This is a genomic window from Mariniradius sediminis (genome assembly GCF_021491425.1).
In the GTDB taxonomy this organism is placed as follows: domain Bacteria; phylum Bacteroidota; class Bacteroidia; order Cytophagales; family Cyclobacteriaceae; genus Mariniradius; species Mariniradius saccharolyticus.
Window position 1 is genome coordinate 179,069 of sequence record NZ_JAKEVZ010000003.1, and the last position, 24,907, is coordinate 203,975.

General features: G+C 47.7%; 18 protein-coding genes and 2 tRNA genes. 12 read left to right on the top strand and 8 right to left on the bottom strand.

The genetic code is table 11. From position 1 onward, the window contains the following. Window positions 1–32: 32 nt before the first annotated feature. The 5 genes from mutS to L0U89_RS05325 all read left to right on the top strand — a co-directional run bounded on the left by mutS (window position 33) and on the right by L0U89_RS05325 (window position 5,393). Entirely contained in the window at window positions 33–2,645 is a 2,613-nt protein-coding gene (mutS, locus tag L0U89_RS05305; RefSeq protein WP_234860579.1) for a DNA mismatch repair protein MutS, read from the top strand. A 64-nt stretch (window positions 2,646–2,709) separates the two neighbouring features. Then, complete coding sequence (locus tag L0U89_RS05310) at window positions 2,710–3,510, top strand: helix-turn-helix domain-containing protein (protein ID WP_234860580.1); 801 nt, start codon at window positions 2,710–2,712, stop codon at window positions 3,508–3,510. A gap of 102 nt (window positions 3,511–3,612) precedes the next feature. After that, a tRNA-Gly gene (locus L0U89_RS05315) sits at window positions 3,613–3,685 on the top strand. Between the two features lie 227 nt (window positions 3,686–3,912). Beyond that, a tRNA-Leu gene (locus tag L0U89_RS05320) sits at window positions 3,913–3,997 on the top strand. A gap of 235 nt (window positions 3,998–4,232) precedes the next feature. Then, window positions 4,233–5,393: an ATP-binding protein gene (locus L0U89_RS05325; protein WP_234860581.1), complete on the top strand. Its 1,161-nt coding sequence runs from the start codon at window positions 4,233–4,235 to the stop codon at window positions 5,391–5,393. 30 nt (window positions 5,394–5,423) lie between these two features. Here L0U89_RS05325 and L0U89_RS05330 read toward each other — a convergent pair whose 3' ends face one another. Next, window positions 5,424–6,299, bottom strand: a complete 876-nt coding sequence (locus L0U89_RS05330) for an AraC family transcriptional regulator (RefSeq protein WP_234860582.1) — start codon at window positions 6,297–6,299, stop codon at window positions 5,424–5,426. Between the two features lie 149 nt (window positions 6,300–6,448). On the opposite strand from L0U89_RS05330, the gene L0U89_RS05335 reads away from it, so the two are divergent. The 3 genes from L0U89_RS05335 to L0U89_RS05345 all read left to right on the top strand — a co-directional run bounded on the left by L0U89_RS05335 (window position 6,449) and on the right by L0U89_RS05345 (window position 12,164). Next, a complete protein-coding gene (locus L0U89_RS05335) occupies window positions 6,449–9,949 on the top strand; it encodes a PVC-type heme-binding CxxCH protein (protein ID WP_234860583.1) in 3,501 nt (1,166 codons plus the stop codon). Beyond that, the gene (locus L0U89_RS05340; RefSeq protein WP_234860584.1) at window positions 9,949–10,812 is read left to right on the top strand and encodes a sugar phosphate isomerase/epimerase family protein; all 864 of its coding nucleotides are present in this window, start codon (window positions 9,949–9,951) and stop codon (window positions 10,810–10,812) included. The genes L0U89_RS05335 and L0U89_RS05340 overlap by 1 nt, the downstream gene beginning before the upstream one ends. Window positions 10,813–11,048: 236 nt before the next feature. Continuing rightward, window positions 11,049–12,164 (top strand): Gfo/Idh/MocA family protein, encoded by a 1,116-nt coding sequence (locus tag L0U89_RS05345; RefSeq protein ID WP_234860585.1) that lies wholly within the window; start codon window positions 11,049–11,051, stop codon window positions 12,162–12,164. A gap of 46 nt (window positions 12,165–12,210) precedes the next feature. Here L0U89_RS05345 and L0U89_RS05350 read toward each other — a convergent pair whose 3' ends face one another. From L0U89_RS05350 to L0U89_RS05365, 4 genes are all read right to left on the bottom strand, one after another. Next, window positions 12,211–12,552, bottom strand: a complete 342-nt coding sequence (locus L0U89_RS05350; RefSeq protein ID WP_234860586.1) for an L-rhamnose mutarotase — start codon at window positions 12,550–12,552, stop codon at window positions 12,211–12,213. Window positions 12,553–12,617: 65 nt separating this feature from the next. Further along, window positions 12,618–13,436 carry a sugar phosphate isomerase/epimerase family protein gene (locus L0U89_RS05355; protein ID WP_234860587.1) on the bottom strand — a complete coding sequence of 273 codons (819 nt, stop codon included), beginning with the start codon at window positions 13,434–13,436 and terminating at the stop codon, window positions 12,618–12,620. Continuing rightward, window positions 13,433–14,461 (bottom strand): zinc-binding alcohol dehydrogenase family protein, encoded by a 1,029-nt coding sequence (locus L0U89_RS05360; RefSeq protein WP_234860588.1) that lies wholly within the window; start codon window positions 14,459–14,461, stop codon window positions 13,433–13,435. Before L0U89_RS05360 ends, L0U89_RS05355 begins: the two co-directional genes overlap by 4 nt. Window positions 14,462–14,535: 74 nt before the next feature. Next, the gene (locus L0U89_RS05365; RefSeq protein WP_234860589.1) at window positions 14,536–15,468 is read right to left on the bottom strand and encodes an aldo/keto reductase; all 933 of its coding nucleotides are present in this window, start codon (window positions 15,466–15,468) and stop codon (window positions 14,536–14,538) included. Between the two features lie 214 nt (window positions 15,469–15,682). Here L0U89_RS05365 and L0U89_RS05370 point away from each other — a divergent pair, with 214 nt between their 5' ends. From L0U89_RS05370 to L0U89_RS20590, 3 genes are all read left to right on the top strand, one after another. After that, entirely contained in the window at window positions 15,683–16,906 is a 1,224-nt protein-coding gene (locus tag L0U89_RS05370; RefSeq protein WP_234860590.1) for an MFS transporter, read from the top strand. Window positions 16,907–17,041: 135 nt separating this feature from the next. Further along, window positions 17,042–17,629: a hypothetical protein gene (locus L0U89_RS05375; protein WP_234860591.1), complete on the top strand. Its 588-nt coding sequence runs from the start codon at window positions 17,042–17,044 to the stop codon at window positions 17,627–17,629. 410 nt (window positions 17,630–18,039) lie between these two features. Continuing rightward, entirely contained in the window at window positions 18,040–18,450 is a 411-nt protein-coding gene (locus L0U89_RS20590) for an energy transducer TonB (RefSeq protein WP_234860592.1), read from the top strand. A gap of 62 nt (window positions 18,451–18,512) precedes the next feature. Here the strand turns inward: L0U89_RS20590 and L0U89_RS05385 are convergent, their stop codons facing one another. From L0U89_RS05385 to L0U89_RS05395, 3 genes are read right to left on the bottom strand one after another with little or no spacing between them, the layout of a single operon-like run. Beyond that, window positions 18,513–20,981 (bottom strand): bifunctional UDP-N-acetylmuramoyl-tripeptide:D-alanyl-D-alanine ligase/alanine racemase, encoded by a 2,469-nt coding sequence (locus L0U89_RS05385; protein ID WP_234860593.1) that lies wholly within the window; start codon window positions 20,979–20,981, stop codon window positions 18,513–18,515. 23 nt (window positions 20,982–21,004) lie between these two features. Continuing rightward, window positions 21,005–22,060 carry a lysylphosphatidylglycerol synthase transmembrane domain-containing protein gene (locus L0U89_RS05390; RefSeq protein ID WP_234860594.1) on the bottom strand — a complete coding sequence of 352 codons (1,056 nt, stop codon included), beginning with the start codon at window positions 22,058–22,060 and terminating at the stop codon, window positions 21,005–21,007. A 2-nt stretch (window positions 22,061–22,062) separates the two neighbouring features. Continuing rightward, window positions 22,063–22,812: a segregation and condensation protein A gene (locus L0U89_RS05395; protein WP_234860595.1), complete on the bottom strand. Its 750-nt coding sequence runs from the start codon at window positions 22,810–22,812 to the stop codon at window positions 22,063–22,065. Window positions 22,813–22,996: 184 nt separating this feature from the next. On the opposite strand from L0U89_RS05395, the gene dxs reads away from it, so the two are divergent. Next, the gene (gene dxs, locus L0U89_RS05400) at window positions 22,997–24,907 is read left to right on the top strand and encodes a 1-deoxy-D-xylulose-5-phosphate synthase (protein WP_234860596.1); all 1,911 of its coding nucleotides are present in this window, start codon (window positions 22,997–22,999) and stop codon (window positions 24,905–24,907) included.

The following is a 24,907-nucleotide window of genomic DNA, read 5'->3' on the forward strand; positions in this document are numbered from 1 at the left end:
CCAAAATTAAGGAAAGAAATTAAATCGGAATCATGGCCAAAGTGAAGGAAGCGGACGGGAAAGAAACACCTTTGATGAAACAATATAATGCCATCAAAGCAAAGCATCCCGGTGCGCTTTTGCTTTTCAGGGTTGGTGATTTTTATGAGACGTTTGGAGAAGATGCCGTCATCGCGAGCAAAGTTCTCGACATCGTCCTGACCAAGCGGGCTAATGGTGCCGCATCCCATATCGAATTGGCTGGATTTCCCCACCATTCCTTAGATACTTATCTGCCCAAGCTCGTCCGTGCGGGCAACCGTGTAGCTATCTGCGATCAACTCGAAGACCCAAAGGAGGTCAAAGGCATCGTCAAACGTGGGGTGACCGAACTCGTGACGCCCGGCCTTTCCTTCAATGATAATGTACTTGACAAAAGGAAGAACAACTACCTTGGATCGATTTATTTTGGAAAGGAACAGTTGGGTATCGCTTTTTTGGACCTGTCTACCGGTGAGTTTATGTGCGCCGAGGGGACACAAGCCTACATCGAGAAACTTGTCCAGAGCTTTTCGCCGTCAGAGCTGATATATTCCAAAGCGGACAGGACGCGGGCGCAAGAAATGCTCAAAGATCAATATGCGACATTTCATTGTGAGGATTGGGTTTTTCAGTTGGATTATACTTATGAGCGGCTCACCAAACATTTTTCTACACAAAATCTAAAGGGCTTTGGAATAGAGACATTGACCCACGGAATAGTGGCTGCCGGTGCGATACTTTTCTATTTGGAGGAAACCGAACACAAGGAAGTCAAGCATATCACTTCCATTTCCAGAATTGCGGAGGAAAAATATGTCTGGCTCGACAAGTTCACCATCAGAAACCTCGAGCTTGTATACCCACAGCAAGAGGGGGGAGTTCCTTTGATCCAGATTTTGGACCAAACAGTGACTCCTATGGGCAGCCGCATGATGCGCAAGTGGATGGTGCTGCCACTAAAGGAAAGGGAACCGATAGAAGACAGACTGAAGGTGGTCGAGTTTTTTGTCGAAAATTCGGATTTGGGAGAAGAAATCCTTTCCCACTTAAAGCATATTGGCGATCTCGAAAGGCTCATCTCAAAAGTTTCTGTTGGCCGGATCAATCCCCGGGAAATGAATCAGCTCAAAAGGGCGCTGAAGAATACAATTCCCCTTCAGGAGATACTTAAGAAGGCAAACTCCGATGCCTTGAACAAACTCGCCGACCAAATCAACCCCTGCGGATATTTGTTGGAGAAAATCGAGAGAGAGCTTCAGGAAGATGCTCCGATGTTGGTACACCAAGGTGGAATCATAAAAAGTGGCGTAGATGCGGAATTGGATGAATACCGGTCTTTGGCCAATACAGGCAAGGACTACTTGATCGCCTTGCAGCAGCGGGAGGTCCAAATCACGGGTATTTCCTCACTCAAGGTTGCCTATAATAAGGTATTTGGCTATTACCTCGAGGTCACCCATGCACACAAGGACAAAGTACCGACAGAATGGATCAGGAAACAGACTTTGGTCAATGCGGAGCGGTACATCACGCCAGAGCTCAAGGATTATGAAGAAAAAATCCTGCACGCAGAAGAGCGCATGATAGGGATCGAGATGCGGTATTTCAACGCGCTTGTTCAGTACGCCTCAGAATATGTCATCCAAATACAGCAAAACGCCAAAGTGTTGGCGACGATTGATTGCTTGTTGTCTTTTGCTAGGGTAGCAAATGCCAATCAATATGCCAAGCCGAAGATCGCCGATACGGATTCTTTGGAAATCAAGGATGGGCGACACCCGGTGATCGAAAAGCAACTTCCCCTTGGGGAGAGCTACGTGCCAAACGACATTTACCTCGACAACGAAAACCAACAGATCATCATCATCACTGGCCCGAATATGGCTGGGAAGTCAGCTTTGCTGCGGCAAACTGCCTTGATCGTCCTGATGGCGCAGATGGGGAGTTTTGTGCCTGCATCCTATGCGCGGATTGGGATCATCGACAAGGTGTTTACCCGGGTCGGAGCTTCTGATAACCTCTCAAAAGGGGAATCCACATTCATGGTCGAAATGACCGAGACGGCTAGCATTCTCAACAACTTATCCGACCGAAGCCTGGTATTGATGGATGAAATCGGACGCGGGACCTCAACCTACGATGGGATTTCTATCGCCTGGTCGATCGTCGAATACTTACACAACCATCCAAAATTCCGCGCAAAGACACTTTTTGCGACGCATTACCACGAACTGAACCAGCTTGCCGAGGATTTGCCAAAAGTCAAAAATTTCAATGTGTCAGTGAAGGAGGTCGGAAATAAGGTAATCTTTATGCGCAAATTGAAAGAAGGCGGTAGCGAACACAGCTTCGGTATCCACGTAGCCCAAATGGCTGGAATGCCCAATCCGGTTGTGTTCAGAGCATCAGAAATTATGGTTCATCTTGAAAAAGACAAAGCTCTGAAATCACCCCAGGAAAAAATCAAGCAATTGCCCAAAAACAATTACCAATTGAGTCTTTTTGACATGGATCCAAAATTCAAGGAAACCCAGGAAATGATCAAAAACATCGACATCAATACGATTTCACCCATAGAAGCGCTACTCAAATTGCATGAAATCAAGAAAAAACTCGAAAATTGAAGGTCTCGGAAAATTCCGTAAATTCAAATTGGAAATTGCAGAAAACTTTTAGCGAGCAATAAGTATGGAGTTGGGTCTTTTGGAAGAATTAAAGAAGCAAAACAAGATCTCCGAGTTTTTTTCTATTTGGAAGGGGAGGGAATTTGTTTCCTATCCAGGCGAAAAGCAACTAATTGCAGACCTTCGCAAGATTGCGGATGGCTTGGGCATGAGAGATGGGCTCATTTTGGGATGTTTCGATTATCGTGACATGAGCTTGGCTTTTTTCACCGAAAATATAGAGCAGTTGAGCGGGTATTCGGCAGATTTTCTGCGACAAAATGGTCTGGTCGGCGTCATTTCCGCCCTACACCCTCAAGATGCCAAAGAGCATGCGGAATTTAACAATCGGATTCTGAGGGAATTTGAAAAAGCCAGCCTTTCGGAAAAAAGGACTTTTGAGGCTTCCTATACACTACGGTGGCTTCACAAATACACCAAGGAAGAGATTTGGTTTTTTGTAAAGGCAAAGCCGTATTTCATCGATGAGGATGGGAATTATATCCTCGATCTTCATATTGGCCTCAAAATAACCAACAACGAGTCGCTTAAGGAATACGATTGGAGTTTTTCCTACACCAAAGACAGCGGCCGAAAAATCACCTTTAAAAAGGAGAATTTGGATACTACATTACTCTACCTGACCAGGAAAGAAAAAGAGGTTGCTAGGTGGCTTTTAGAAGGATTGGATTCAAATGAGATTGCAGATAAAATGCATATCTCTGTGAATACGGTTTTCGTCCACCGGAAAAAATTACTTAAAAAGCTGAATGCCAAAAGCTCCGTGGAATTGGCGAAATTACTCACCATGCAAGATCTCATGTAAGAGAAAAAAATTTCGACTTGCTTTTTGTGTATTTCAAAAATACCTTACCTTTGCACACACATTTTGAGAGGACATAAGGTCAGGTCAAAACACAATCAAAAAGCGAGAGTAGCTCAGTTGGTAGAGCACGACCTTGCCAAGGTCGGGGTCGCGAGTTCGAATCTCGTCTCTCGCTCAAAAAAGCCCTTGAAAAAGGGCTTTGTCGTTTCAGGGAAGATCGAATATTTCTCGATTTGACATTCGACATTCGATATTCAAAATTTTTATCATCGAATAACGAATAACGAATAACGAATAACGAATAACGAATAACGAATAACGAATAACGAATAACGAATAGCAGGCTTTCGGCAGGCGTTTTCGAAAGATTGAATGCATCTACACCGCAAGGGTATAGATGAAGCCGGGATGGTGGAACTGGTAGACACGCAAGACTTAAAATCTTGTGGCCGCTTAGGCCGTACGGGTTCGATTCCCGTTCCTGGTACAGCTGCTTTGCAGCTTTCAAGGACTTCTCCAAAAGGGAAGTCCTTTTCTTTTTTGTCTCAAGCCCAGATTTTTCACTGATCGGCCGGGCCATTTGGGAAAACTCTTGTTTTAGATCAGGGATTTTTATCATGATATTTCAAAATTAATCCTGTGATATTTCAAAATTAATCCTGTGATAATTCAAAATTAGTCTTTTGATATTTCAAAATTCGGAATACATTTGTAGAAAAAAAATGTTGATTTCCAGACATATAGTAGCTGCAATCGAGGCTTTGATTCCAAAGTATCCGATTATCGCGCTGACTGGCCCAAGACAGTCTGGAAAGACCACATTGCTCAAAAGTCTTTTCAAAGGGTATAGATACGTAAGCCTTGAAAACCCTGACCACAGAAGCTTCGCAGAATCGGACCCCAACGGATTTCTACGCGAGTATGACCGACATGTGATTTTTGATGAAGTACAAAGAGTGCCTGCGCTTTTTTCCTACCTACAAGGAAAGGTAGACGAGAGAAGTCCGGAAACCGGCATTTATGTGCTTTCGGGATCGCAAAATTTTCACCTCATGGAGCGGATCACACAAAGCTTGGCCGGGAGGGTAGCGATCTTTAAGTTGTTTCCCTTAGATACTCAAGAACTAGAACATGCGGGCTTATTGGAAAATGACTTCCTGGACCAAATGATAAAGGGCTTTTATCCCGCCATTTATGACAAGGAAATCCCCTCAAAAACCTTTTACAGCAACTATATACAAACCTATATCAACAGGGACGTCAGCGAACTGATCGCGGTAAGGGACATGCGGCTTTTTCAAAACTTTCTGGCATTATGTGCCGGAAGAGCGGGACAATTGCTCAACCTCAATTCCCTCGCCAATGAATGTGGCATCAGTCAGCCTACGGCAAAAGCATGGCTTTCTGCGCTGGAACACAGCTATATCACATTCCAGCTTTATCCTTATCACAAAAATTTCAACAAGAGAATCATCAAAACCCCAAAGCTGTATTTCTACGATACGGGGCTGCTGGCGCATTTGCTGAAAATCCAAAATGCCGAACAGATCATTGCCAATCCACTAAAAGGGGCGATTTTCGAAAATATGGTGATCGCGGATTATTTGAAACAAATGCATCACCGAAACGACCTGTCTGATCTTTGGTTTTGGAGGGATACCTCTGGTAACGAGATTGACTTGATTGTTGATAAAGGCTTTGAAAAGACCATTGTTGAAATCAAAGCGACCCAAACAATCCTATCAAACCTGATGGATGGATTGGCGAAATTTGAAGCGATTTCTGATGAGCCCATTTCAAAAAAAATACTCGTCTATGGCGGTGACCAGTTCCAATCGAGGACCATGGCGGATGTGGTTCCATGGAGTAAGTTTGGGCTTTGAAGGTGAGAAGTCCGTGATAACTTTCCTCCTTCACCCGAAACTCCTCCAAAAATCCTTCTTGTACTGAATTGGGGTAAGGCCCATTTTTTCTTTAAACTGCCGATTGAAGTGGGAAAGTGTTTGGAAGCCGCATTCCATGGCGATCTCGCTGATGTTGCGGTCCATCTCATGCAGCAGCTTGCAGGCTTGGGCCAGCCGCACATCCATCAAAAACTCAGAGAATGTCCTGTTCATCCTTGATTTGAAGTACCGCGAAAAGGCACTTTCCGTCATATTGGCCAATGCTGCGACTTCCGAAAGCTGGATTTTCTCTTGAAAATTCTCCATCACAAACTCGTACACCTTCCGCATCCGGTCCTTTTCGGACTCCTTGTTGTTGTTGGTATAATGCTCGTGGGTGATCGGCGTGCATTCCTGCGATTCGGCAAGTATTCCAAGAATTTGTAGTAGCAAGAGTAGACTCTCAAGACCCCTCTTGTGCGGCAAATCCCGTAGCATCGGCCGCAACTTTTGGTTGGTCTCACCCGTGATTTCCAATCCCCTGTAGGACTTTTCGAAAAGGTTTTTGATCGCCAAAAATTCTTCTTTTTGTGCGTAGGAACTTCCCAAAAAATCTTCTCCAAAATAAACCACGATGCCATGCGTGGAAAGAAGGCTCTCCTTTTCGAAATATTCGGCATCGTTGCGCCAAAGGTGGGGCAGATTGGGTCCCGTAAAAACCATGTCAAATTCCCGAAAGGGCTTCATTTGGTCCCCGATGAAGCGGGTCCCCCGCCCCTCCAAAACCAAAAACAACTGATACTCCTGATGGAAATGCCAAGCCTTGTCAAAATGGGGCGCGATGAGTTCTTTGGCTACGAAGGCCTTGTTTTCAGGAATCCTGGATTTTTGGAGCGCTTGTTTCATAACTTGCCTGATTATATCATAAAATCTTCCCAATTACAATTTTTTGGACAAAATACTGTCAGAAATCATCAAAATGCAGGAAGATTAAGCGGGATTTTATTTCGAATTTTAACTTCTCAACATGTGCGTAAACCCAAAATCGATATTCCATGAAGGCATATTCCCCTATTCTGCTTCTTCTGATCTTTTTATGGTCATGCGGCCAAAAGCAAAAATTCCAGCCACTCAGTGATGGTCCCCGTAGGGCCGAAATCCTGTTTTTGGGACATGACAGCAAACACCACGATTCGGAAAAGCTGATGCCAATATTGGCGAGGGCGCTTTTTCCAAAAGGAATCAATTTTACCTACACTTCGGATCCTAACGACCTCAACGAGGAAACGCTCAACATGTACGATGGGATCATGATTTATGCCAACCATGACGAAATTACCCCTGCCCAAGAAGCCGCGCTGAAGGCCTATGTGGAAAGCGGCAAGGGTTTCATTCCCATCCACAGTGCATCTTACTGCTTCAGAAATTCCGATTGGTATGTCTCTGCGGTCGGAGGGCAATTCAAATCCCACGGCACAGGGGATTTTACAGTAGATATCGTCAAGCCGGAGCATCCGATTATGGCAGGCGTGGAGGTTTTTGAGACTTGGGATGAGACATATCTCCATACAAGCATCAATCCCGATATGACCGTGCTCATGGAACGGGAAGAAAATGGGCATCGCGAGCCATGGACTTGGATTCGTGAACAAGGTAAGGGACGTGTTTTCTACACAGCCTATGGACATGATGAAAGAACTTGGTCCAAGCCGCAATTCCACCAATTGGTAGCCAATGGGGTTCTTTGGGCGATCGGCGATAAAGTCGCCGGACAGGTAGCTTCATTCGATATCCCGCAACCGACATTTCGGGATGCTGAGATTCCAAACTACGAAAACCGCGACCCTGCACCTAAGTTTCAGTTGCCAATGAGTCCAGAGGAGTCCATGAAACTGGTTCAGGTTCCCGTTGGTTTTGAGTTACAGTTGTTTGCCTCCGAGCCGGATATCGTAAATCCGATGGCCATGTGTTGGGATGAGAAAGGAAGGCTTTATGTCATCGAAACTAAAGATTACCCCAATGAAGTGCGTACAGAAGGCGGAAATGACAGGATCAAGATTTTGGAAGATACCGACGGAGATGGAAAAGCTGACAAAATCACGGTGTTTGCTGACGGGCTGAACATCCCTACCAGCATTATGGCCATGAATGGGGGTATTTTGATTTCCATGGCACCGGATTTCATTTTTTTGAAAGATACAGACGGCGACGACAAGGCCGATGTGCGTGAAGTCATCATGACAGGTTGGGGTAAAAGCGATACCCACGCCGGGCCGTCCAATCTCAAATATGGATTTGATAACAAGATTTGGGGAGTTTTGGGATATGCAGGTTTTAGAGGTACCGTCGGAGGAGAGGAATTCAATTTCGGTCAAGGTGTTTATCGTTTTGAAAGAGATGCGTCAGCCTTGGAGTTCCTTGGTTCGACCAGCAACAATACCTGGGGTCTAGGATTTTCTGAAGATTTCAACGTTTTCATCTCGACAGCAAACGGTCAGCACAGCGCCTATATGGCGATGACGAGGGAGTTTGTCAAACGGCCGATCTCCGGTGGCGTCAACAATACGGTGTTTGGTATCGAAACCCACTCAGATATGCCTCACTTGACGCCGGCCCTGCGTCAGGTAGATTACCATGGTGGCTATACTGCGGCGGCAGGACACAATTTTTACACGGCTCGAAATTTCCCGAAAAAATACTGGAACCGCATCGCTTTCGTAGCAGAGCCAACCGGCAGAGTACTGCACAACGCAATCATCGAAAAGGACGGTTCAGGGTTTATAGAGAAAAATGGTTTCAACATCCTTGCTAGCTCAGATGAATGGTTCTCGCCGGTTCATGCCGAAGTCGGCCCTGACGGGGCATTGTGGGTTGCGGACTGGTACAATTTTATCATCCAACACAATCCTACGCCGCGGGGATTTGAAAATGGAGCTGGAAATGCCTACATCAATCCCCTGCGGGACAACAAGCATGGCCGCATTTACAGGATTGTCTACAAGGGTAATGACGATTACAAAACCCTCCAAATTGATCCAAATTCCAATAAGGACTTGATCAAAGGGCTGAAGAGCGACAACATGTTTTGGAGGATTACCGCCCAGCGGCTGATCGTCGAAAAGCAAAACAAGGACATTGCCGGAGACCTGTATAAATTGGTCGGTGATCGTTCTGTGGATGAAATTGGTCTCAATGCACCTGCAGTGCACGCCCTATGGACACTTCATGGCCTTGGGCTGTTGGATGGAAGTGATGCCAATGCTTTGCAAGTTGTTACCAAAGCGCTCAGCCATCCGTCAGCTTCCGTAAGGAGAAATGCGATTATGGTATTGCCCAAGGATACCAATCTTTTCACAAAACTTCAAGCGGCCAAGCTTTTTGAGGATGCTGATTTCAATGTAAGAAAAGCAGCATTCCAGGCACTTGTACATGTTCCTGAAGATCCCAACGTCGGCAATTTCCTCTACCGTGCGAGTTTGGACGAGGAAAATGCCAAGGACAAATATCTTCCACAGGTGATCTTTGCGGGCGTATTGGCACATCCTGCGTATTTTGAATCCAACATCATGACGCTCTTGCAGGGAGAAAAAGCCGACACGCTTTACACCTTGACAGACAGAATTGCCAAGAGCTTCGTGGAGGAAGAATACAACTTGGATAGGAGGGCACCGATTGCTTTCCCACCGGATGTCAAGGACAAGGAAATCCATATCCGAACTGAATTGGCGAAAGGAAATGGTGGCCTCGTTGGTGCAATTATCGCCCAAGGAAACAAAACCAACGGCTACACCATGTATGTCGTCGATGACAAACTGAGCTGGGTGGTCAAGCAAAACGGCAAATCCTTCAAAATCACGAGCCCAAAGAAAATACCTGATAACCTATTTTCAGTGTATGCCAATTTGCTGGAAGATGGAAGCATGAGCCTGTACATCGACGGAGAATTGGTCGGGAAGCAAAAGGCGAATGGATTATTCACTGAAGACCTTGTGCCTGCGAACATACGGATCGGCGACGACTGGAATGGTGAAAACCAAGTTGGCGACTATGAAGACGATAATTGGCTGCGTGGCCGAATGTCCAACGAGAGCTCTATCAGCTTCAAGAATCCAAAATGGGATACCGGGGACATGGTGGCGGCGATTCGCGGAGGGTCCAAGCCGAAATTCTCCCGTGAAACAGCACTGGTTGTGAAAGTTGGTGTCATTCCACACGAAATGAAATACAACGTTACCAGCTTTAAGGTCAAAGCCGGGCAGGCGGTGATTCTGGATTTCGAAAATAAGGATTTCATGCAGCACAACTTGATCATTGCCACTCCGGGCAGTTTGGAGAAGGTTGGAAAAGCAGCGGACGACATGGCGCGGGATCCCAAAGGCATGGAGAAAAACTATATCCCTGATATGCCTGAGATCATTATTTCCTCCAAATTGGTCAATCCGGAAAGCGTGGAAACGCTTATGTTCTACGCGCCAAACCAGCCGGGCGAATATCCATTTGTCTGTACTGTGCCAGGTCACTGGCGAATCATGAACGGAAAAATGATCGTGGAATAATGGCTTTGGACGTAACTTTTGGCGTGAGTACCTGGCTTTGGACCTCGCCATTCAATACCAAAACCCTGGAGCTTTTTCCCAAAATCAAAAAGATGGGATTCGATGCGGTGGAGATTCCTGTCGAAGACCCTGCATTGGTTGATGTGAAGGAAGTCAAGGCAGCCTTGGCGGACAATGGACTGAAACCCATCATTTGTGGCGCTTTTGGCCCGACAAGGGACCTTACCCATGATGACCCGAAGTTCCACCAGATTTGTTTTGATTACCTGCGCGCCTGTTTCGAGATCAGCGCCGTCTTGGGGGCTCGTTTTGTGGCGGGCCCAATGTATTCGGCTGTCGGCAAGGCCCGTTTGGTTTCCGACGAACAAAGGAAAATCGAATGGGACCGTGCTGTCAACAACTTGTACAAGGTTTGTCAAATGGCGGAAAGTTTTGGCCAAGAGATCGCTTTGGAGACGCTGAACCGCTTTGAGACCGATCTTGTCAATACTGCCAAAGACTTGATGAAAATGGTGGCAGATATCAACCATCCGGCAGCCAAGGTGCTATTGGATGGCTTCCACTTGAGCATCGAAGAGGCCAATCTCGAGGAAGCGGTGAGAACCGTGGGTGATAAACTTATTCACGTCCAAGTCTCGGAAAATCATCGCGGTATTCCCGGAACAGGGCAAACCAACTGGGAATCGTTCAGGCGTGGCTTGGAAGCGGTCGGGTACCGAGGCGTGGTTTCGATCGAAAGCTTCACTCCTAACGTGCAGGAACTGGCAGGAGCCGTTTGTATTTGGAAGCCGCTTGCCCCAAGCCAAGATGGATTTGCCGAACAAGGCCTGAAGTTTTTGAAAGAGTGGGCGGGGAGGATTTAAGAATGTAAAATGATGAATGATATATGCCGAATGGCTTTGGAACCTGAGGAGACTTCATGATTCGAAAATCGGAGTTTAATGTTTTTGACCCCTCATCAATCAATATCGAATGACGAACGCCGAATAATGAATTACGATTTGCTCTACCCACCACCTTCCATGGTCTATTTACTATGGACTTTCGACTCGGAACACTGCAATAACCAATTAACTATCAACTTTCTAACTCTACCATCATGACCCAAAAGAAAATCAATATCGCTATCATCGGACTGGGCTTTGGGGCGGAATTTATCCCCATCTATCAGAAGCACCCCCTCGCCAATATGTATGCGATCTGCCAAAGGAATGAACAAAAGCTCAACGAAATCGGGGATGCGTTCGGCGTGGCAGTCAGGTACACGGACTATGATGAATTGCTCAAGGATCCCAACATCGATGCCGTCCACATCAACACGCCGATTCAGTCACACGCGGAGCAATCTTTGAAAGCCCTGAGGGCTGGGAAGCACGTGGCCTGTACCGTGCCCATGGCAACCACGGTGGAGGAATGCCGCCAAATCGTGGAGGCATGCGAGGAAACTGGCCTGACGTACATGATGATGGAGACAGTCGTCTATTCCCGCGAATTCTTGTTTGTCAAGGAAATGTATGAGAAAGGGGAGTTGGGAAAAATCCAGTTTCTCCGCGCAAGCCATCAGCAGGAAATGGCGGGCTGGCCGGGCTACTGGGAAGGGCTGCCGCCGATGCACTATGCTACGCACTGTGTGGGGCCGGTTTTGGCTTTGCCGGGCGCACAGGCCGAGTACGTTTCCTGCTTTGGTTCGGGAAGGATCGATGAAAACCTGATTCCAAAATACGGTTCTCCCTTCGCCATCGAAACCTGCCATATCAAATTGAAGGATTCGGATTTATCTGCCGAAGTGACCCGTTCGCTTTTCAATACCGCGCGACAGTATCGGGAAAGCTTCGATGTGTATGGTTCCAAGAAATCCTTCGAATGGACTCTGATCGAGCACAAGCCGCATGTTATCCATACCGGGGAAGAGCCTTCCTTGGTGGAGGTACCTGACTATGCGCACCTTTTGCCTAAGGAAATTGCTTCCTTTACGACCGCGGGCGTATATGATTCCGATGACAACCAACACCTATCCTTCATCCAAGGCGCTGGTCATGGCGGTTCGCATCCCCATTTGGCTCATGCGTTTTTGACAGCATTGGCAGAAAAGAAATCACCTTATCCGGACCACCGCCAATCCGCCAACATCACCTGCGTGGGTATTTTGGCACATGAGTCTGCGATGGCTGGTGGAAAGATTATTCCTTTGCCGGAGTTCACCTTGAAAAAATGACTTGAAAGCCCTCTGATAACCGGAGGGCTTTTTTTCTATCTGGACCTCACAGCCCCGACTTAAAAATCCGGTCCATTAAAACCCATTTTTCTCCGGGTTTTGCCCAGGGAAGTGGCTGCTGAAAGCCCCACATCAGCGCTTCCCATTTGGCAATTACGGGGTTGGCAGCGTCCATCTTGGCTTTCTGCTCAAAGGAAAAATCATCCACGGTTTCCAGTATCATAAACATCCGGTTGCCGGTCCTGAAAATCTCTATATTCAGGATACCACAGTCAATATCATACTGCGTCACTTCCGGCCAAGCGGCACCCGGCGCATGGTATTTTTCATATTCCCGGATAGAGTCTGGATTGTCGATCAGGTCAAGGGCGAGGCAAAAGCGTTTCATCGTTTGGAGGTTAGGGTGTTTGGAAGAATGGAAGTTGGTACCAGGGGGTATTTTTTGAACTAATGTTATTGTCGGAAGTGTTTTTGGAATTCATGGATCGTGCGCGTTGCTGCTGCGTTCGAATCCGGCCAGGGAAAGGCTTCCGCGGAAATGTAACCTTGGTAGCCGATTTCCTTCAAAGCCTCGGCAATTGGTGCCATATCCGTATGGCCGAACCCCATCGGTTTTCGGTTCGAATCTGCAAAATGCACATGACCTATATACTTTCCGAATTCCTGAATGCTTTGTGCCAACGCTGTTTCCTCAATGTTCATATGGAAAAGATCCGCCAAGAGTTTGACTTGATTGGGTTTCAATGATGCCAACAGTGACACACTGCTTTCCAAGGTATTGAAAAGGTTGCTTTCATAGCGGTTCAGCGGTTCATAGATCAAATGAACGCCAAGGGATGACGCTTTGTCTGATAGGATTTCAAGACTCTCTCTGAACCATTCGACGGTCTGCTGCCGATCCGCCCCCGGCTGGACATTGCCTTGCATAGAGCCAATGATCGCGGGTGCTCCGAACCTTGCGCCGAAAGCGATCATATCCGAAACGAAGGCCTGCGCCTTGGCGCGCATTGTCGTATCAGGGTCTGTCAATGTCAAGCCATGCAGCACCTTACCCGCACCGGTGCCTACGGCAGCCAAGCTGAGTCTGTGTTTTGCCAGAAGTTTTTCCAGTTCACTGGGATCGATGCTGTCTGCAGAAGCCGTAAACAGCTCCACGCCATCAAATCCCAACTCTGACGCTTGCTTCATGCCCATTTCCAGATCATTCCAAAAAATCCAAGGCCCGGTTTTGATCTGCGGGACCAAGGCTATGGTGACAGCGGATTTGATCATTGGTCTTCGAGATTAAGCATGATTTTGATGATTCCCTGCGGATTTGCCGCCCAAGCCGCCATCGTTTCAGGCCCTTGGTCGATAGAGATGACTTTGCTGACTACGGCATCTACTGGAAATTTCCCTGCTTCCAGATAGGAAATCACTTCCGGGAAATCCGTCCTGCCCACACAATTGCGCGAGCCGAGGATTTCGATTTCCTTTTGGACAAACAAAGATGTATTGAAGGAAACCGGCGCCTTTGCATAGCCGATGCAAACTACCCGACCGAGAAACGCCACTTCCTCCACAGCTGCTTGGTAGGTAGCCGGACTGCCGACTGCTTCGATGATTACATCCGGCCCGTCCCCTGCGGTAATTTCCTGCAGCGCCTGATGTAAATCTACTTCGGACGGATTGATCGTATGCGCCACACCGATTTTGCGCGCAATCTCCAGCTTGGAATCGTCGACATCGATGGCAATCACTTTGGCACCTTTATTCACCGCAGATGCAACAGCGCCCAGGCCCACAATTCCGCAGCCGATCACGGCAACGCGGTCCTCTGCACTTACCCGTCCGCGGCTCACTGCATGGAAACCCACCGTCAGCGGCTCCACCAAGGCGAGTTCGCGGAGACTGAGTTTCTTGGAGGGAAAAACATCCTGCCAAGGTGCCGTGACATACCGGGTCATCGCTCCTGGACGGCGGACACCCATCGTCTTGTTGAATTTGCAGGCATTGGGCCGACCTTTGCGACAGGCGACACATGTCCCGCAGGCGAGATAGGGGTAAAGCGTTACTTTTTCTCCAGGACGAACCTCGGAGGGGACATCAGCGCCAATTTCCACGATCGTGGCTCCAACTTCATGTCCTAGGACATTGGGGTATTCCTGCAGCGGGAAAAGGCCTTTGAAACCATTCAAGTCTCCCCCGCAAAATCCAACCATGCCTACCTCGAGCAGGACTTCACCGGCCTTGGGTGTAGGTTTTTCGATTTCCCGGACTTCCGTTTTTCCGACTTCGGTAAGAAACAGTGCTTTCATTTAATTCATTTTGGGCGTTTTTGCCTTTTTCTAATCAACATTTTTGGGAAGGAAATCAAACAGCTTCGTCTCGATCAAATATTGTTTTCAGGCCTTCCTTCATACCACATCTGGTTTTTGACCGGGGCGACGAGTTGCTGGATCTCCAGCATAAGCTCGCTTGGAATTTTTACTTCCAAAGCATCGATGTTCTTGTCAACAATATGAGTTTCGCACATGCCCACGATCGTCGTAGCGATCGCTTTATGGTCGACGGCATAGCGAATAGCGACATCACTCAGACGCAGACCATATCGTTTACAAAGCGCCGACAATTTTGGCTGCGTGGCCTTGACGGCTTCCGGCGAACGGTGCCACGGGGGTAATCTCTCCTCAGAAAGAATCCGCTGCAGCAGTGGTGCGGCATTCATCAAGCCGAAACCTTGTTCCTTGGAAAGCGGTATCAGTTCATCATTAATCTGGTCCTCAAGCAGGTTGTAATGGGCCCACGACAAGACCGTATCGGGCTGGGTCTCCCGTGCTATATGCGCCAGATACCGGACGGGAAGTCCTGTGATTCCCCAAAACCGCGCTTTTCCGGATTGGACTACTTCCTTTATTGCAGGCACTGCTTCTTCTATGATAATCTGCTTGTCCACAAACTCGATGTCATGCAGTTGGAACAAATCCAGGTAATCCGTCTTCAGCCGCATCAAGGATTCATCGATGCTCGCGAGGATTTTTTTTCTGGAAAAATCAAAATCCTGCAATCCATACCTGCCGCACTTGCTGGCGAGGATAATTCCCTGCCGCCTGCCTTCGAGTGCCTTTCCGAGTCTGGACTCTGCAAGCGTCAATCCGTAAAAAGGCGAAACATCGAAAAAATTAATGCCCCGATCGATGGCCTTGTGCACCGAGCTGACGGCTTCATTTTCATCCACTGGATCAAAGACATTTCCCATCGGGGATGCGCCAAAGCCGAGTACGGAGACATTTAATCCGGTTTTGCCAAGGGTTCTGAATTGCATGTTTTTTGGTGGAGTGCGTTAAGATTAGCTAAGACCCAAGATAGGGCAAAATGGGAAAAATCCTTGATCCGCCTATGGAAGAAATCAAGGAATATGTTGTTTAGCAACTGAATTTGGGGAAGTATTGGTTGAAATCTCTTGCTAGTCCCATTGCGATGATATTCTTGTAATAATCATCACTTACCTGCCGTTAGGGTCGTTCTATTTTTGCATTATGCAAAACGTCCACCTTGGCCTCAAGGAAAATTGGAGGCAATTCAGCCTGTTGGTCATCGTCAATGCTTTTGTGGGCGGGATGGTCGGGCTCGAGCGGAGCATTCTACCCCAAATCGCGGAGGTGGAGTTTGGCATTGCCGCAAAAACGGCGATTCTCTCCTTTATTTTCGTTTTTGGTATCGTCAAAGCGCTGACAAATTACTTTGCTGGTGCTTTTGCCAATCGGGTGGGGAGAAAAAACCTGCTGGTTTTGGGCTGGCTGTTTGGCCTGCCAGTTCCTTGGATCCTGATGTTTGCCCCTGATTGGAATTGGATTGTAGCGGCTAATGTGCTGCTTGGCATCAACCAAGGTTTGGCTTGGAGTAGCACCGTGGTCATGAAGATTGACTTGGTCGGCGAAAAGCAGCGAGGCTTTGCGATGGGCCTCAACGAGTTTGCTGGCTACTTGGCAGTCGCTGTGGTGGCGTTTTTGACAGGCTATATAGCCTCGGCCTATGGACTTAGACCTTACCCTTTCTATATCGGAATTGGGCTGGCGGGATTGGGTTTGTTGGGGTCAATTTTCCTGGTAAAGGACACCAAGCACCATGTCGCAAAGGAACAAGAATTCTCTTCCATTCCCCGTCTTCGAAAACAATTTTGGGAAACTTCCTGGCGGCATCCCAACCTTGGGGCTGTGACACAGGCGGGCTTGGTAAATAACCTGAATGACGGCATGATTTGGGGGATTTTCCCCATTCTTTTGTCCGGCAAAGGCTTCGATTTGGCGCAGATAGGAATTGTTACCGCGGTGTATCCGGCGGTTTGGGGAATAGGACAGTTGTTTACCGGATTGTTAGCGGACGTTTTTCCGAAAAAGTGGCTTCTGTTTTGGGGAATGTTGCTGCAAGGTGTGGCGTTGCTTTTGTTTGTGTTTGCCAGGGATCTGTGGGGATACGTTGTTTTATCTGCTGTTTTGGGATTCGGGACGGCCTTGGTTTATCCGACATTTTTGGCAACTGTGGCTGAAAATACCCACCCCGGAGATCGGGCCAACAGCATCGGAATTTTCAGGCTTTGGCGGGATTTGGGTTACGCCATCGGAGCAATATTGACGGGATTTCTTGCGGATGCTTTTGGGATGACTGTCTCCATTTGGGCGGTTGGCTTGTTGACAATTTTTTCGGCAGGGGTCATTTCGGTCCGGATGATAGTACCTATTCCTCCTCGGTTCAAAGCTTGATTTCACCCCACGGTTAGACCAAGGGATTCATCGTCGGATCAGAAAACAAAATAGTCAGATGTCTAAATTATTTTTCGATGTTCTGTTCTTGGTCGGGATTTTTTGGATATTTTTCGACGCCTAATCTATATCCTTATGCGTAAATTACTACTTACCTGTTTTGTCGTGTTTTTGTGTTTTGAAGCATTTTCCCAAGAATCCATCGAGTGGACACCCGAATACGAAGTCACCTTGGAAGACTTCAAATCCAAGGGTACCAAGATCGACCCCTCCCTTAGCTCCTATTACCTTGGCGCCGGGATCAAAATGGATTTCAACTACGCGATGAGTAACTACGAGTACATGTTTACCAAAAACTTTAACTCAAAGGTCACCGTCGTATTTCAGCCAACGGCCTCGACCATCAAGGCCCCCAATTTGGAAATGGCCAACAATATGGTCGCCATGGCGGATTTTCAGTTTGATTTGGCGGAGTTGTATGCGCGCAAGTTCAGAAAAAAGATCTACGACGAAAAGGAAGCTTTTTCAGACCCCAACAAGCTCGGGGCCTTCTTTGAAAGCGTGAATAAGGATTGGAACGATAGGAGCACCCAATCCATGGAAGAAGCCGATCTCGGGATGAACCGGGAAGCGCTCGATCGCATGCACAAGGAAGTGCTTCTCGAGCTCGAGCAGTACCCTGACTTTTGCAAAGAATGCAAGCCGGTGAAGAAGAAAAAGTGAGGGTTAGCAATTGATCAAAATTTCTCCTCCGCAATAATCACATCGTAATCAAAACCCTTCAAATGAAAAATCAACGGTCTTATCTTCTTTTGATGCTTTTGTTTTCTATTGGCATATTTCATCAGGTCTGCTTTGCCCAGGGAACTATTTTTCTAAACAAGTACAAGCGTCCGATTAAGGATGTAACAAAGTATGAGCCGCGTTATTTTCAAACTACGGAGGAAAGCAAATCAAATATTCGAGTTGCGAAGACTTATAACTTGGACAGTGTTTTGGTACAAGAGAAGGTCGAGTATCTTGGGAAAAAAGGGAATGTATTACAATATTCGTTAAAGGATTTTGATCAAAATTCCCGGGCCGTTATCAGAGTTTATCGAGTAGATAATTCCAGTAAGTCTACTGTTGATTCTGTGTTTCATTCTAATGGGATACTTGCGGCTTTCAAAAGAACTGCGAATTGGCAACTGGTTGAGGAAAAAAGATGGGATAACTCGGGCAATCCTTTAGACCTCGGGCTCTTTCGGGAGGCTTCCATTGTTGGCGGGCCGGAGGCCTGGGACAACTTCTTGGGTAGTAACCTGAATTACCCCTCTGAAGCGCGGTCCGACCGAGCCGAGGGCATGGTATATCTAGCGTTCCAATTGGACGAGGAAGGAAGAATTTCCGAGATTGAAGTAATGAATCCAGAAGACGTGCATCCAGCGTTGGCCAATGAAGCCTTGAGGGTGATGAAAAAGTATCGGAAAAATTTCTCTCCCAAAGTCGAAAACGGCAACCCGGTGAAGACGGAAATGTATCTGCCAATTCGTTTCAAACTTTGATCTCATCAGATCCAAGTTAGTCAGAAGTCGGCAATTTCATCTCCTAGAAGTAATCGTACAGTTTAATCCAAATAATACACCCGCTTCACCCGGCTGCTGATATTGGTTAGCAGTTCATAGGGAATGGTCCCGATGCGTTCGGCGAGTTCCTTCAGAGAAATGCCGGGTCCATAGATCAAAACTTCATCGCCTTCACGCACCTCCAAGCCCGTCACGTCCAGCATGGTCATATCCATGCAGACATTGCCGATCACGGGTGCACGGTGTCCATGGATGAGCACGAAGCCCCTGCCATTGCTGAACCGTCTGTCATAACCGTCCGCATAGCCGATTGCGATGGTGGCGATTTGGCCGTCCTTGTCCATTTTCCCCTTTCTGCTGTAGCCAATGGTTTCTCCTGCTTTTAGGTGTTTTACTTGGGAGACAGTGGTTTTCAGGCTGCTGATTGGTTTCAAGTGTCCCTCATATAGTCCGCTGACCTCTACGCCGTAGAGCCCGATTCCCAAGCGCACCATGTCCATTTGGTATTCGGGGTACCTGACGATGCCCGCTGAGTTGAGTGCGTGGCGGAGTGGGCGGTAGCCGAGTGCTGATTCCAAGGTGGCGCACATTTTCAGGAAATCCTCCAATTGTCGGATCGAGAATTCATGGTGGGCCTCCTCGTCGGCACCTACGAGGTGGGTGTACATACTGGCTATTCTCAGTTCGGGAAAATCAATGATCAGCGTTTTCAAATCCTGCAAATGCTCCATTTCGAAACCAAGGCGGTGCATGCCCGTGTCAAAGTCGAGGTGGATATGCATGTCGGTGCCTTGGTGGCGACAGTATTTTCCCAGTTGTTTGAAAAAATCCAGGCTGTAAACGACAGGTTCCAAGTGGAACTGCTGCAGGTGGATGAAGGACTCCTGTACCGGATTGAGTACCATAATCGGCAGCTTGATACCTGCTTCCCGAAGTGCGACGCCTTCATCGGTGTAGGCGACGGCGAGGTAGTCGGCCCCCATTTGCTGTAGATGATTGGCGATCTCGGCGGCCCCACCTCCATAGGCGAAAGCCTTGACCATCACCATGATCTTGGTATGGGGTAGGATTTTTGATTTGTAAAAATTGTAATTGTGGGTCAGCGCATTGAGGTTGATCTCCAGAGTGGTACCATGTATCCGCTGCTGCAGCCGATCGACGATTTGCTCGAAGCGGAATTCCCTTGCACCCGTGATGAGGATCAGGTCGTTTTCGAAATTGAGCTCGGAGATACCGGCAACCAATGACTTGGTGTCCGCAAAATGGCGCGATTCGCCTTGAAAATGGGAAAGTGCCTGTCGAATATGCTGTCCAACCGCCACCAGAAAGTCAACCCGGTGGTATTGGAGGAGCTCGGCGATTTTTTGGTAAACCTCCTGGGGCTTTCCCACCTGCAACATGTCTGAGAGGATCACCACTTTCCTGTCTTTGGGCCGCTGCGCGCTCATAAAGTCTAATGCTAGCCTAAGCCCTGCCAAGTCATTGTTGTACGTATCATCGATCAATAGGCAGTCGTTGATACCTGGCTTCAAGGTTAGCCGCATTTCCACAGCTTTCAGGTGGCTGATGCCTTCTTGGATATCTGTCGGCTCCAAACCCAAGGTGAGTGAGGCCACAATTACATGGCGAATGTTTTCGAGCGATGCCTCGTCCAAGAAGGGAACCGAAAAGGTAAAAATGCTCAAATCCGGCCGCATCAGCAGGATTTTGGCATGATCCGGATCCTTGCGAACGGTCAGGGTATAGTCGCAGCCGACATCGTCCGACCAGACAATCAGACGCTCCTCTCCCAATTTGTCCAATAAATGCTGGTGGATCGCCGCATGTTCCTTTCGGCAAATGACAAATTTACTGTGGTCAAACAGCAGCGCTTTTTCCTTCAGTTTTTCTTCCATCGAGGGAAAACCTTCCTCGTGGGCGGTACCGATATTGGTGAAAATCCCGATTTCGGGTTTGAGGATCGCTTCCAATTTGGACATTTCTCCCTGTTTGGAGATACCGGCTTCCATGATGGCGGCTTTGTCGGTGGCGTGGATGCCAAACACGGAAAGTGGTACGCCGACTTGACTATTGTAGCTCTTGGGGCTTTTGGCGACGGGGAATTTTCTTCCCAAAACCTGCCCCAGCCATTCCTTTACGATGGTCTTGCCGTTGCTCCCGGTGATGCCGACGAGGGGGTTTTTAAACAGACTGCGCTGGTATGCCGCCAGTTGGTGGAGTGCGGCATGCGTATTGTCAACCAGGATGAAACTTGCCCGATGGGACATAGACGCAGCGTCGGGGAAGTCATTTTTCACCAAAAAACAGCTCACTCCCAAATCCAACAAAGAAGGCACGAACGTGTGACCGTCAAATTTGGCGCCTTTGAGTGCCACAAAAAGCGTGGACTCTGGCTGCAGAATGTTCCTCGAATCGATGGATACCATCGATATAAGCGCGTCCTCTGAGGGTCCGAGCAATTGCCCTTGGACAATATCGGTAATCTGTCGGGGCGTGAGCGATTGGATCATAACCTAAAAATAGCAATTGTCGATCAATGCTCTTTCTTTTTAAAAAATACTTGCTTGATCCATCGAGGTAAGAATATCGCACCCAAAAACAAATAGGGATAGTACGTCAGCAACCTCCACAAGATACTCGTCACGAAGGTGTAGCCATTGAGGAACTCGGCAAAGAACTGGGCAAAGAAAAACTCTGCCGTGCCACTGCTGCCCGGGGTTGGCGATATCATCATTACGATCCACATGATGACCTGTCGGGCGAAAATCGTGATGTGCTCATAGATATCCAAATCAGCATAAGCTCCAATTAGTGCATTGAGCATCAAGTACCTGGAACTCCAAATGAATATCGTCGCAACAATTATCGTCACCCAATATTTGGCGTTTTTACCTATGAGTTCCTTCGAGGCTTCGATGATTTGGTTGCCGTACTCGTTGGCTGAATGCTTCCATTTCCGAAGCCATTTGATGGAATATATTTTTAACAACACCCATTTGAAAACCCGGGGCTTGTAAAAAAGCGCCAATGCCATCACGAGCGAGTACGAAGCATACAGTCCATAGGAAATCCAAAACAGGACCTCGATACTCCTACCAAACCGCATTTCCATGATCCTTCCAGAAGGGAAAATGTTTCCTTGGGCAAAATACAGGATGATGGGGGCGCCAATGACAAAAAACAGGTTATCTAGGATCGCCGTGACCATCACGTAAGCGATGGCCTTTCCAAGTTTGATTCCTTCCCTGTTCAGAATAAAAATGGCAACTGCCGAACCGCCGACCACCGAAGGTGTTACCGCAGACGCAAATTCCCAAAGAATGATCACATATAATGCCCTTGACCAAGTGAGTTGCCTGTCCGTGATTTCCCTGATTCTGAAAATGTACCCTACATCCCGTCCCAAAATCACCAAGATCGCCAAAAATATCCAACCAACCGATGCGTCAAAAACCCCTTTGAGCGTATTGGCATTGACCGAGGGATCTGTGTAAAACATGTAAAAAACGATCGCCAAACCAATGAGGATTGGAACCCATACTTTATTGGGGTTGAGTGTCTGGAAAATCTTCTTGTTGTCCAACTTCATACTTATGCAGCGGCAACAGGTTCTTTTTTCTCAACCCAAAAATTGTTGAAGCCTTCACCTATCGTGATTGTCACGAGTGAAAGCTGCAGGAGATCCAAAATGGCCAAAAATGTATAAATCACAAATATTTTGTCGGGTTTGTACTGAACAAACTCCGTGAAGGGAACCCGGTCACGAAAGCTGATCTTTTCCAAGACAAAATCCTTTTGTTGCTCAATGGTATATGGATACTGCACAACCGTGTGTTTGGTTTCGTCAGTCCGGTTGGCATATTTGGACATGACCTTTTGGAAGACCTTCAAAAGCTTGAACAAGTCCAAATCCTGCATCTCTGCATCCACATCCTCAGCCTTGGAAAGCTGCTCCAATTCCCATTGGATATTGCCCCTTTTTTCCTTGGAGAGTCTTTGCTCTTCGAGACTTGCCAACTCGACGATCACGGATTTGTACTTTTTGTATTCCAGCAAGTGCCTGATCAATTCCTCCCTAGGATCGATTTCGTTCCCCTCCTCATCCGATTCGGGTCGAGGCAGTAGCATCCGGGATTTGATTTTCATCAACGTGGCTGCAAAGAGGATAAATTCGCTCGCGACTTCGATCTCCATCTTCTCCAAATGGTGGATATACTCCAAAAAGTCCTGGGTGATTTTGGCTATCGGAATGTCATAGATATCCAGCTCATCTCTTTCGATGAAAAAGAGCATCAGGTCGAAAGGTCCCTCAAAGAGAGGCAATTTGATTTCGAAACTCACTGGAAACTATATTATTTATATTATTTTTGCGCCCGAACGGATTTCAAAGATATCCATTTAATGGTAAATTAAACACCCTACAGGTAAATTCAAGCCTGTATCGAAAGCCACTCCCGAAATTATCTTTTTCAAAACATTATGCGGATGCTGTTGTTTATTACCTTTATCATGTAACACATTGCTGATGACCATCAAACCTGGAAAATTGCTCGCACAGATCGACTCACCCGACGATCTCAAAAAATTTTCGAAAGACCAACTGGTCCAAATTTGTGATGAACTGAGACAGTACATCGTGGATATCGTGTCGGTTTATGGCGGACATTTCGGCGCGAGCTTAGGCGTAGTGGAGCTGACCGTCGCCCTGCATTATGTGCTGAATACACCGGAGGATCAACTTGTTTGGGACGTTGGACATCAGGCCTACGGACACAAGATTCTCACCGGGAGAAGGGATAATTTCCATACCAACAGGGTATATGGAGGTCTTTCGGGATTTCCAAAAAGGAAAGAAAGTGAGTTTGACACGTTTGGCGTGGGCCATTCAAGCACCTCCATTTCCGCAGCTTTGGGGATGGCTGTAGCTTCCAAATACAAGGGGGAAAAAGACAAACAGCACGTGGCCGTTATCGGCGACGGTTCCATGACTGGTGGGATGGCATTTGAGGCGATGAACCATGCGGGCGTTTCCGATACCAATCTGCTGATTATTCTCAACGACAATTGCATGTCCATCGACCCCAACGTGGGGGCACTCAAGGACTACCTCACAGATATCACCACTTCCCATACCTACAACAAGGTAAAGGATGAAGTGTGGAGCCTTTTGGGTAAAATATCCAAATTTGGCTCATCAGCCCAAGAGATCATCTCCAAAATCGAAGGAGCCATCAAGTCCGCAGTTTTGAAGCAAAGCAACCTCTTCGAATCGCTCAATCTGCGCTATTTTGGCCCTGTCGACGGTCATGATGTCAACCACTTGGTAGAGATCATCTCCGACCTTCGCGATATTCCAGGTCCAAAAATACTTCACTGCGTGACCGTCAAAGGCAAAGGCTATGGCCCAGCCGAAAACGGCAACAAGACTACTTGGCACGCACCGGGGCTATTCGACAAGGTCACAGGGGAGATTTTCAAAAAGGTTCCAAGTGCGCCCCAGGCTCCAAAGTACCAGGATGTGTTTGGACATACCATTGTCGAATTGGCCAAAGAAAACCCCAAAATCATGGGGGTGACACCTGCGATGCCTTCAGGCTCTTCCATGAATATCATGATGAAGGAAATGCCTGACCGCGCATTTGACGTGGGTATTGCCGAGCAGCATGCTGTCACGTTTTCTGCCGGCTTAGCCACGCAAGGGCTAATTCCGTTCTGCAATATCTATTCATCCTTCATGCAGCGTGCCTACGACCAGGTTGTGCACGATGTGGCGCTGCAAAATCTTCAGGTAGTTTTTTGTCTGGATCGCGCCGGCTTTGCGGGAGCGGATGGGCCGACGCACCATGGGGCCTATGATTTGGCCTATTTCCGTTGCATTCCCAACATGGTCGTTTCCGCGCCTATGAATGAAGAAGAACTCCGCAACCTGATGTTCACAGCCACGCAGTTCGAAGGGCCGTTCTCGATCCGTTATCCGAGAGGCCAAGGCGTAATGCCGGAATGGAGAACGCCTATGCGCGAAATTCCGATCGGCCAGGGACGCATCGTGCAGGAAGGTGAGGAAGTGGCTATTTTGACAATCGGACACATTGGGAACTATGCAGTCGAGGCTTGTGCAATGCTTGCGAAAGAAGGATTGAAGCCCGCACACTACGACATGCGATTTGTGAAGCCGCTTGACGGAGAGCTATTGCAGGAAGTTTTTGGGAAATTCAAGAAAGTACTGACTGTGGAGGATGGCTGTATCATGGGTGGATTTGGTTCTGCCGTGATCGAATGGATGTCAGACCACGGCTATGCCGCCCAGGTAAGGCGCTTGGGGATTCCGGACCGCATTGTGGAGCATGGCGAACAGATCGAGCTTCACCGCGAATGTGGCTTCGACCCCGAGGGAATTGCCAATGCCGTACGGGAAATGGTGGAGGTTGAGGTTTAG

Bases quoted from the DNA above. Each gene is read 5' to 3' on its own strand.
- L0U89_RS05340 (WP_234860584.1), top strand. From the start codon at position 9,949: ATGGCTTTGGACGTAACTTTTGGCGTGAGTACCTGGCTTTGGACCTCG.
- L0U89_RS05385 (WP_234860593.1), bottom strand. From the start codon at position 20,981: ATGATCCAATCGCTCACGCCCCGACAGATTACCGATATTGTCCAAGGG.
- L0U89_RS05350 (WP_234860586.1), bottom strand. From the start codon at position 12,552: ATGAAACGCTTTTGCCTCGCCCTTGACCTGATCGACAATCCAGACTCT.
- L0U89_RS05360 (WP_234860588.1), bottom strand. From the start codon at position 14,461: ATGAAAGCACTGTTTCTTACCGAAGTCGGAAAAACGGAAGTCCGGGAA.
- L0U89_RS05330 (WP_234860582.1), bottom strand. From the start codon at position 6,299: ATGAAACAAGCGCTCCAAAAATCCAGGATTCCTGAAAACAAGGCCTTC.
- L0U89_RS05375 (WP_234860591.1), top strand. From the start codon at position 17,042: ATGCGTAAATTACTACTTACCTGTTTTGTCGTGTTTTTGTGTTTTGAA.
- mutS (WP_234860579.1), top strand. From the start codon at position 33: ATGGCCAAAGTGAAGGAAGCGGACGGGAAAGAAACACCTTTGATGAAA.
- L0U89_RS05390 (WP_234860594.1), bottom strand. From the start codon at position 22,060: ATGAAGTTGGACAACAAGAAGATTTTCCAGACACTCAACCCCAATAAA.
- L0U89_RS05310 (WP_234860580.1), top strand. From the start codon at position 2,710: ATGGAGTTGGGTCTTTTGGAAGAATTAAAGAAGCAAAACAAGATCTCC.
- L0U89_RS05355 (WP_234860587.1), bottom strand. From the start codon at position 13,436: ATGATCAAATCCGCTGTCACCATAGCCTTGGTCCCGCAGATCAAAACC.
- L0U89_RS05370 (WP_234860590.1), top strand. From the start codon at position 15,683: ATGCAAAACGTCCACCTTGGCCTCAAGGAAAATTGGAGGCAATTCAGC.
- L0U89_RS05335 (WP_234860583.1), top strand. From the start codon at position 6,449: ATGAAGGCATATTCCCCTATTCTGCTTCTTCTGATCTTTTTATGGTCA.
- dxs (WP_234860596.1), top strand. From the start codon at position 22,997: ATGACCATCAAACCTGGAAAATTGCTCGCACAGATCGACTCACCCGAC.
- L0U89_RS05325 (WP_234860581.1), top strand. From the start codon at position 4,233: ATGTTGATTTCCAGACATATAGTAGCTGCAATCGAGGCTTTGATTCCA.
- L0U89_RS05345 (WP_234860585.1), top strand. From the start codon at position 11,049: ATGACCCAAAAGAAAATCAATATCGCTATCATCGGACTGGGCTTTGGG.
- L0U89_RS05365 (WP_234860589.1), bottom strand. From the start codon at position 15,468: ATGCAATTCAGAACCCTTGGCAAAACCGGATTAAATGTCTCCGTACTC.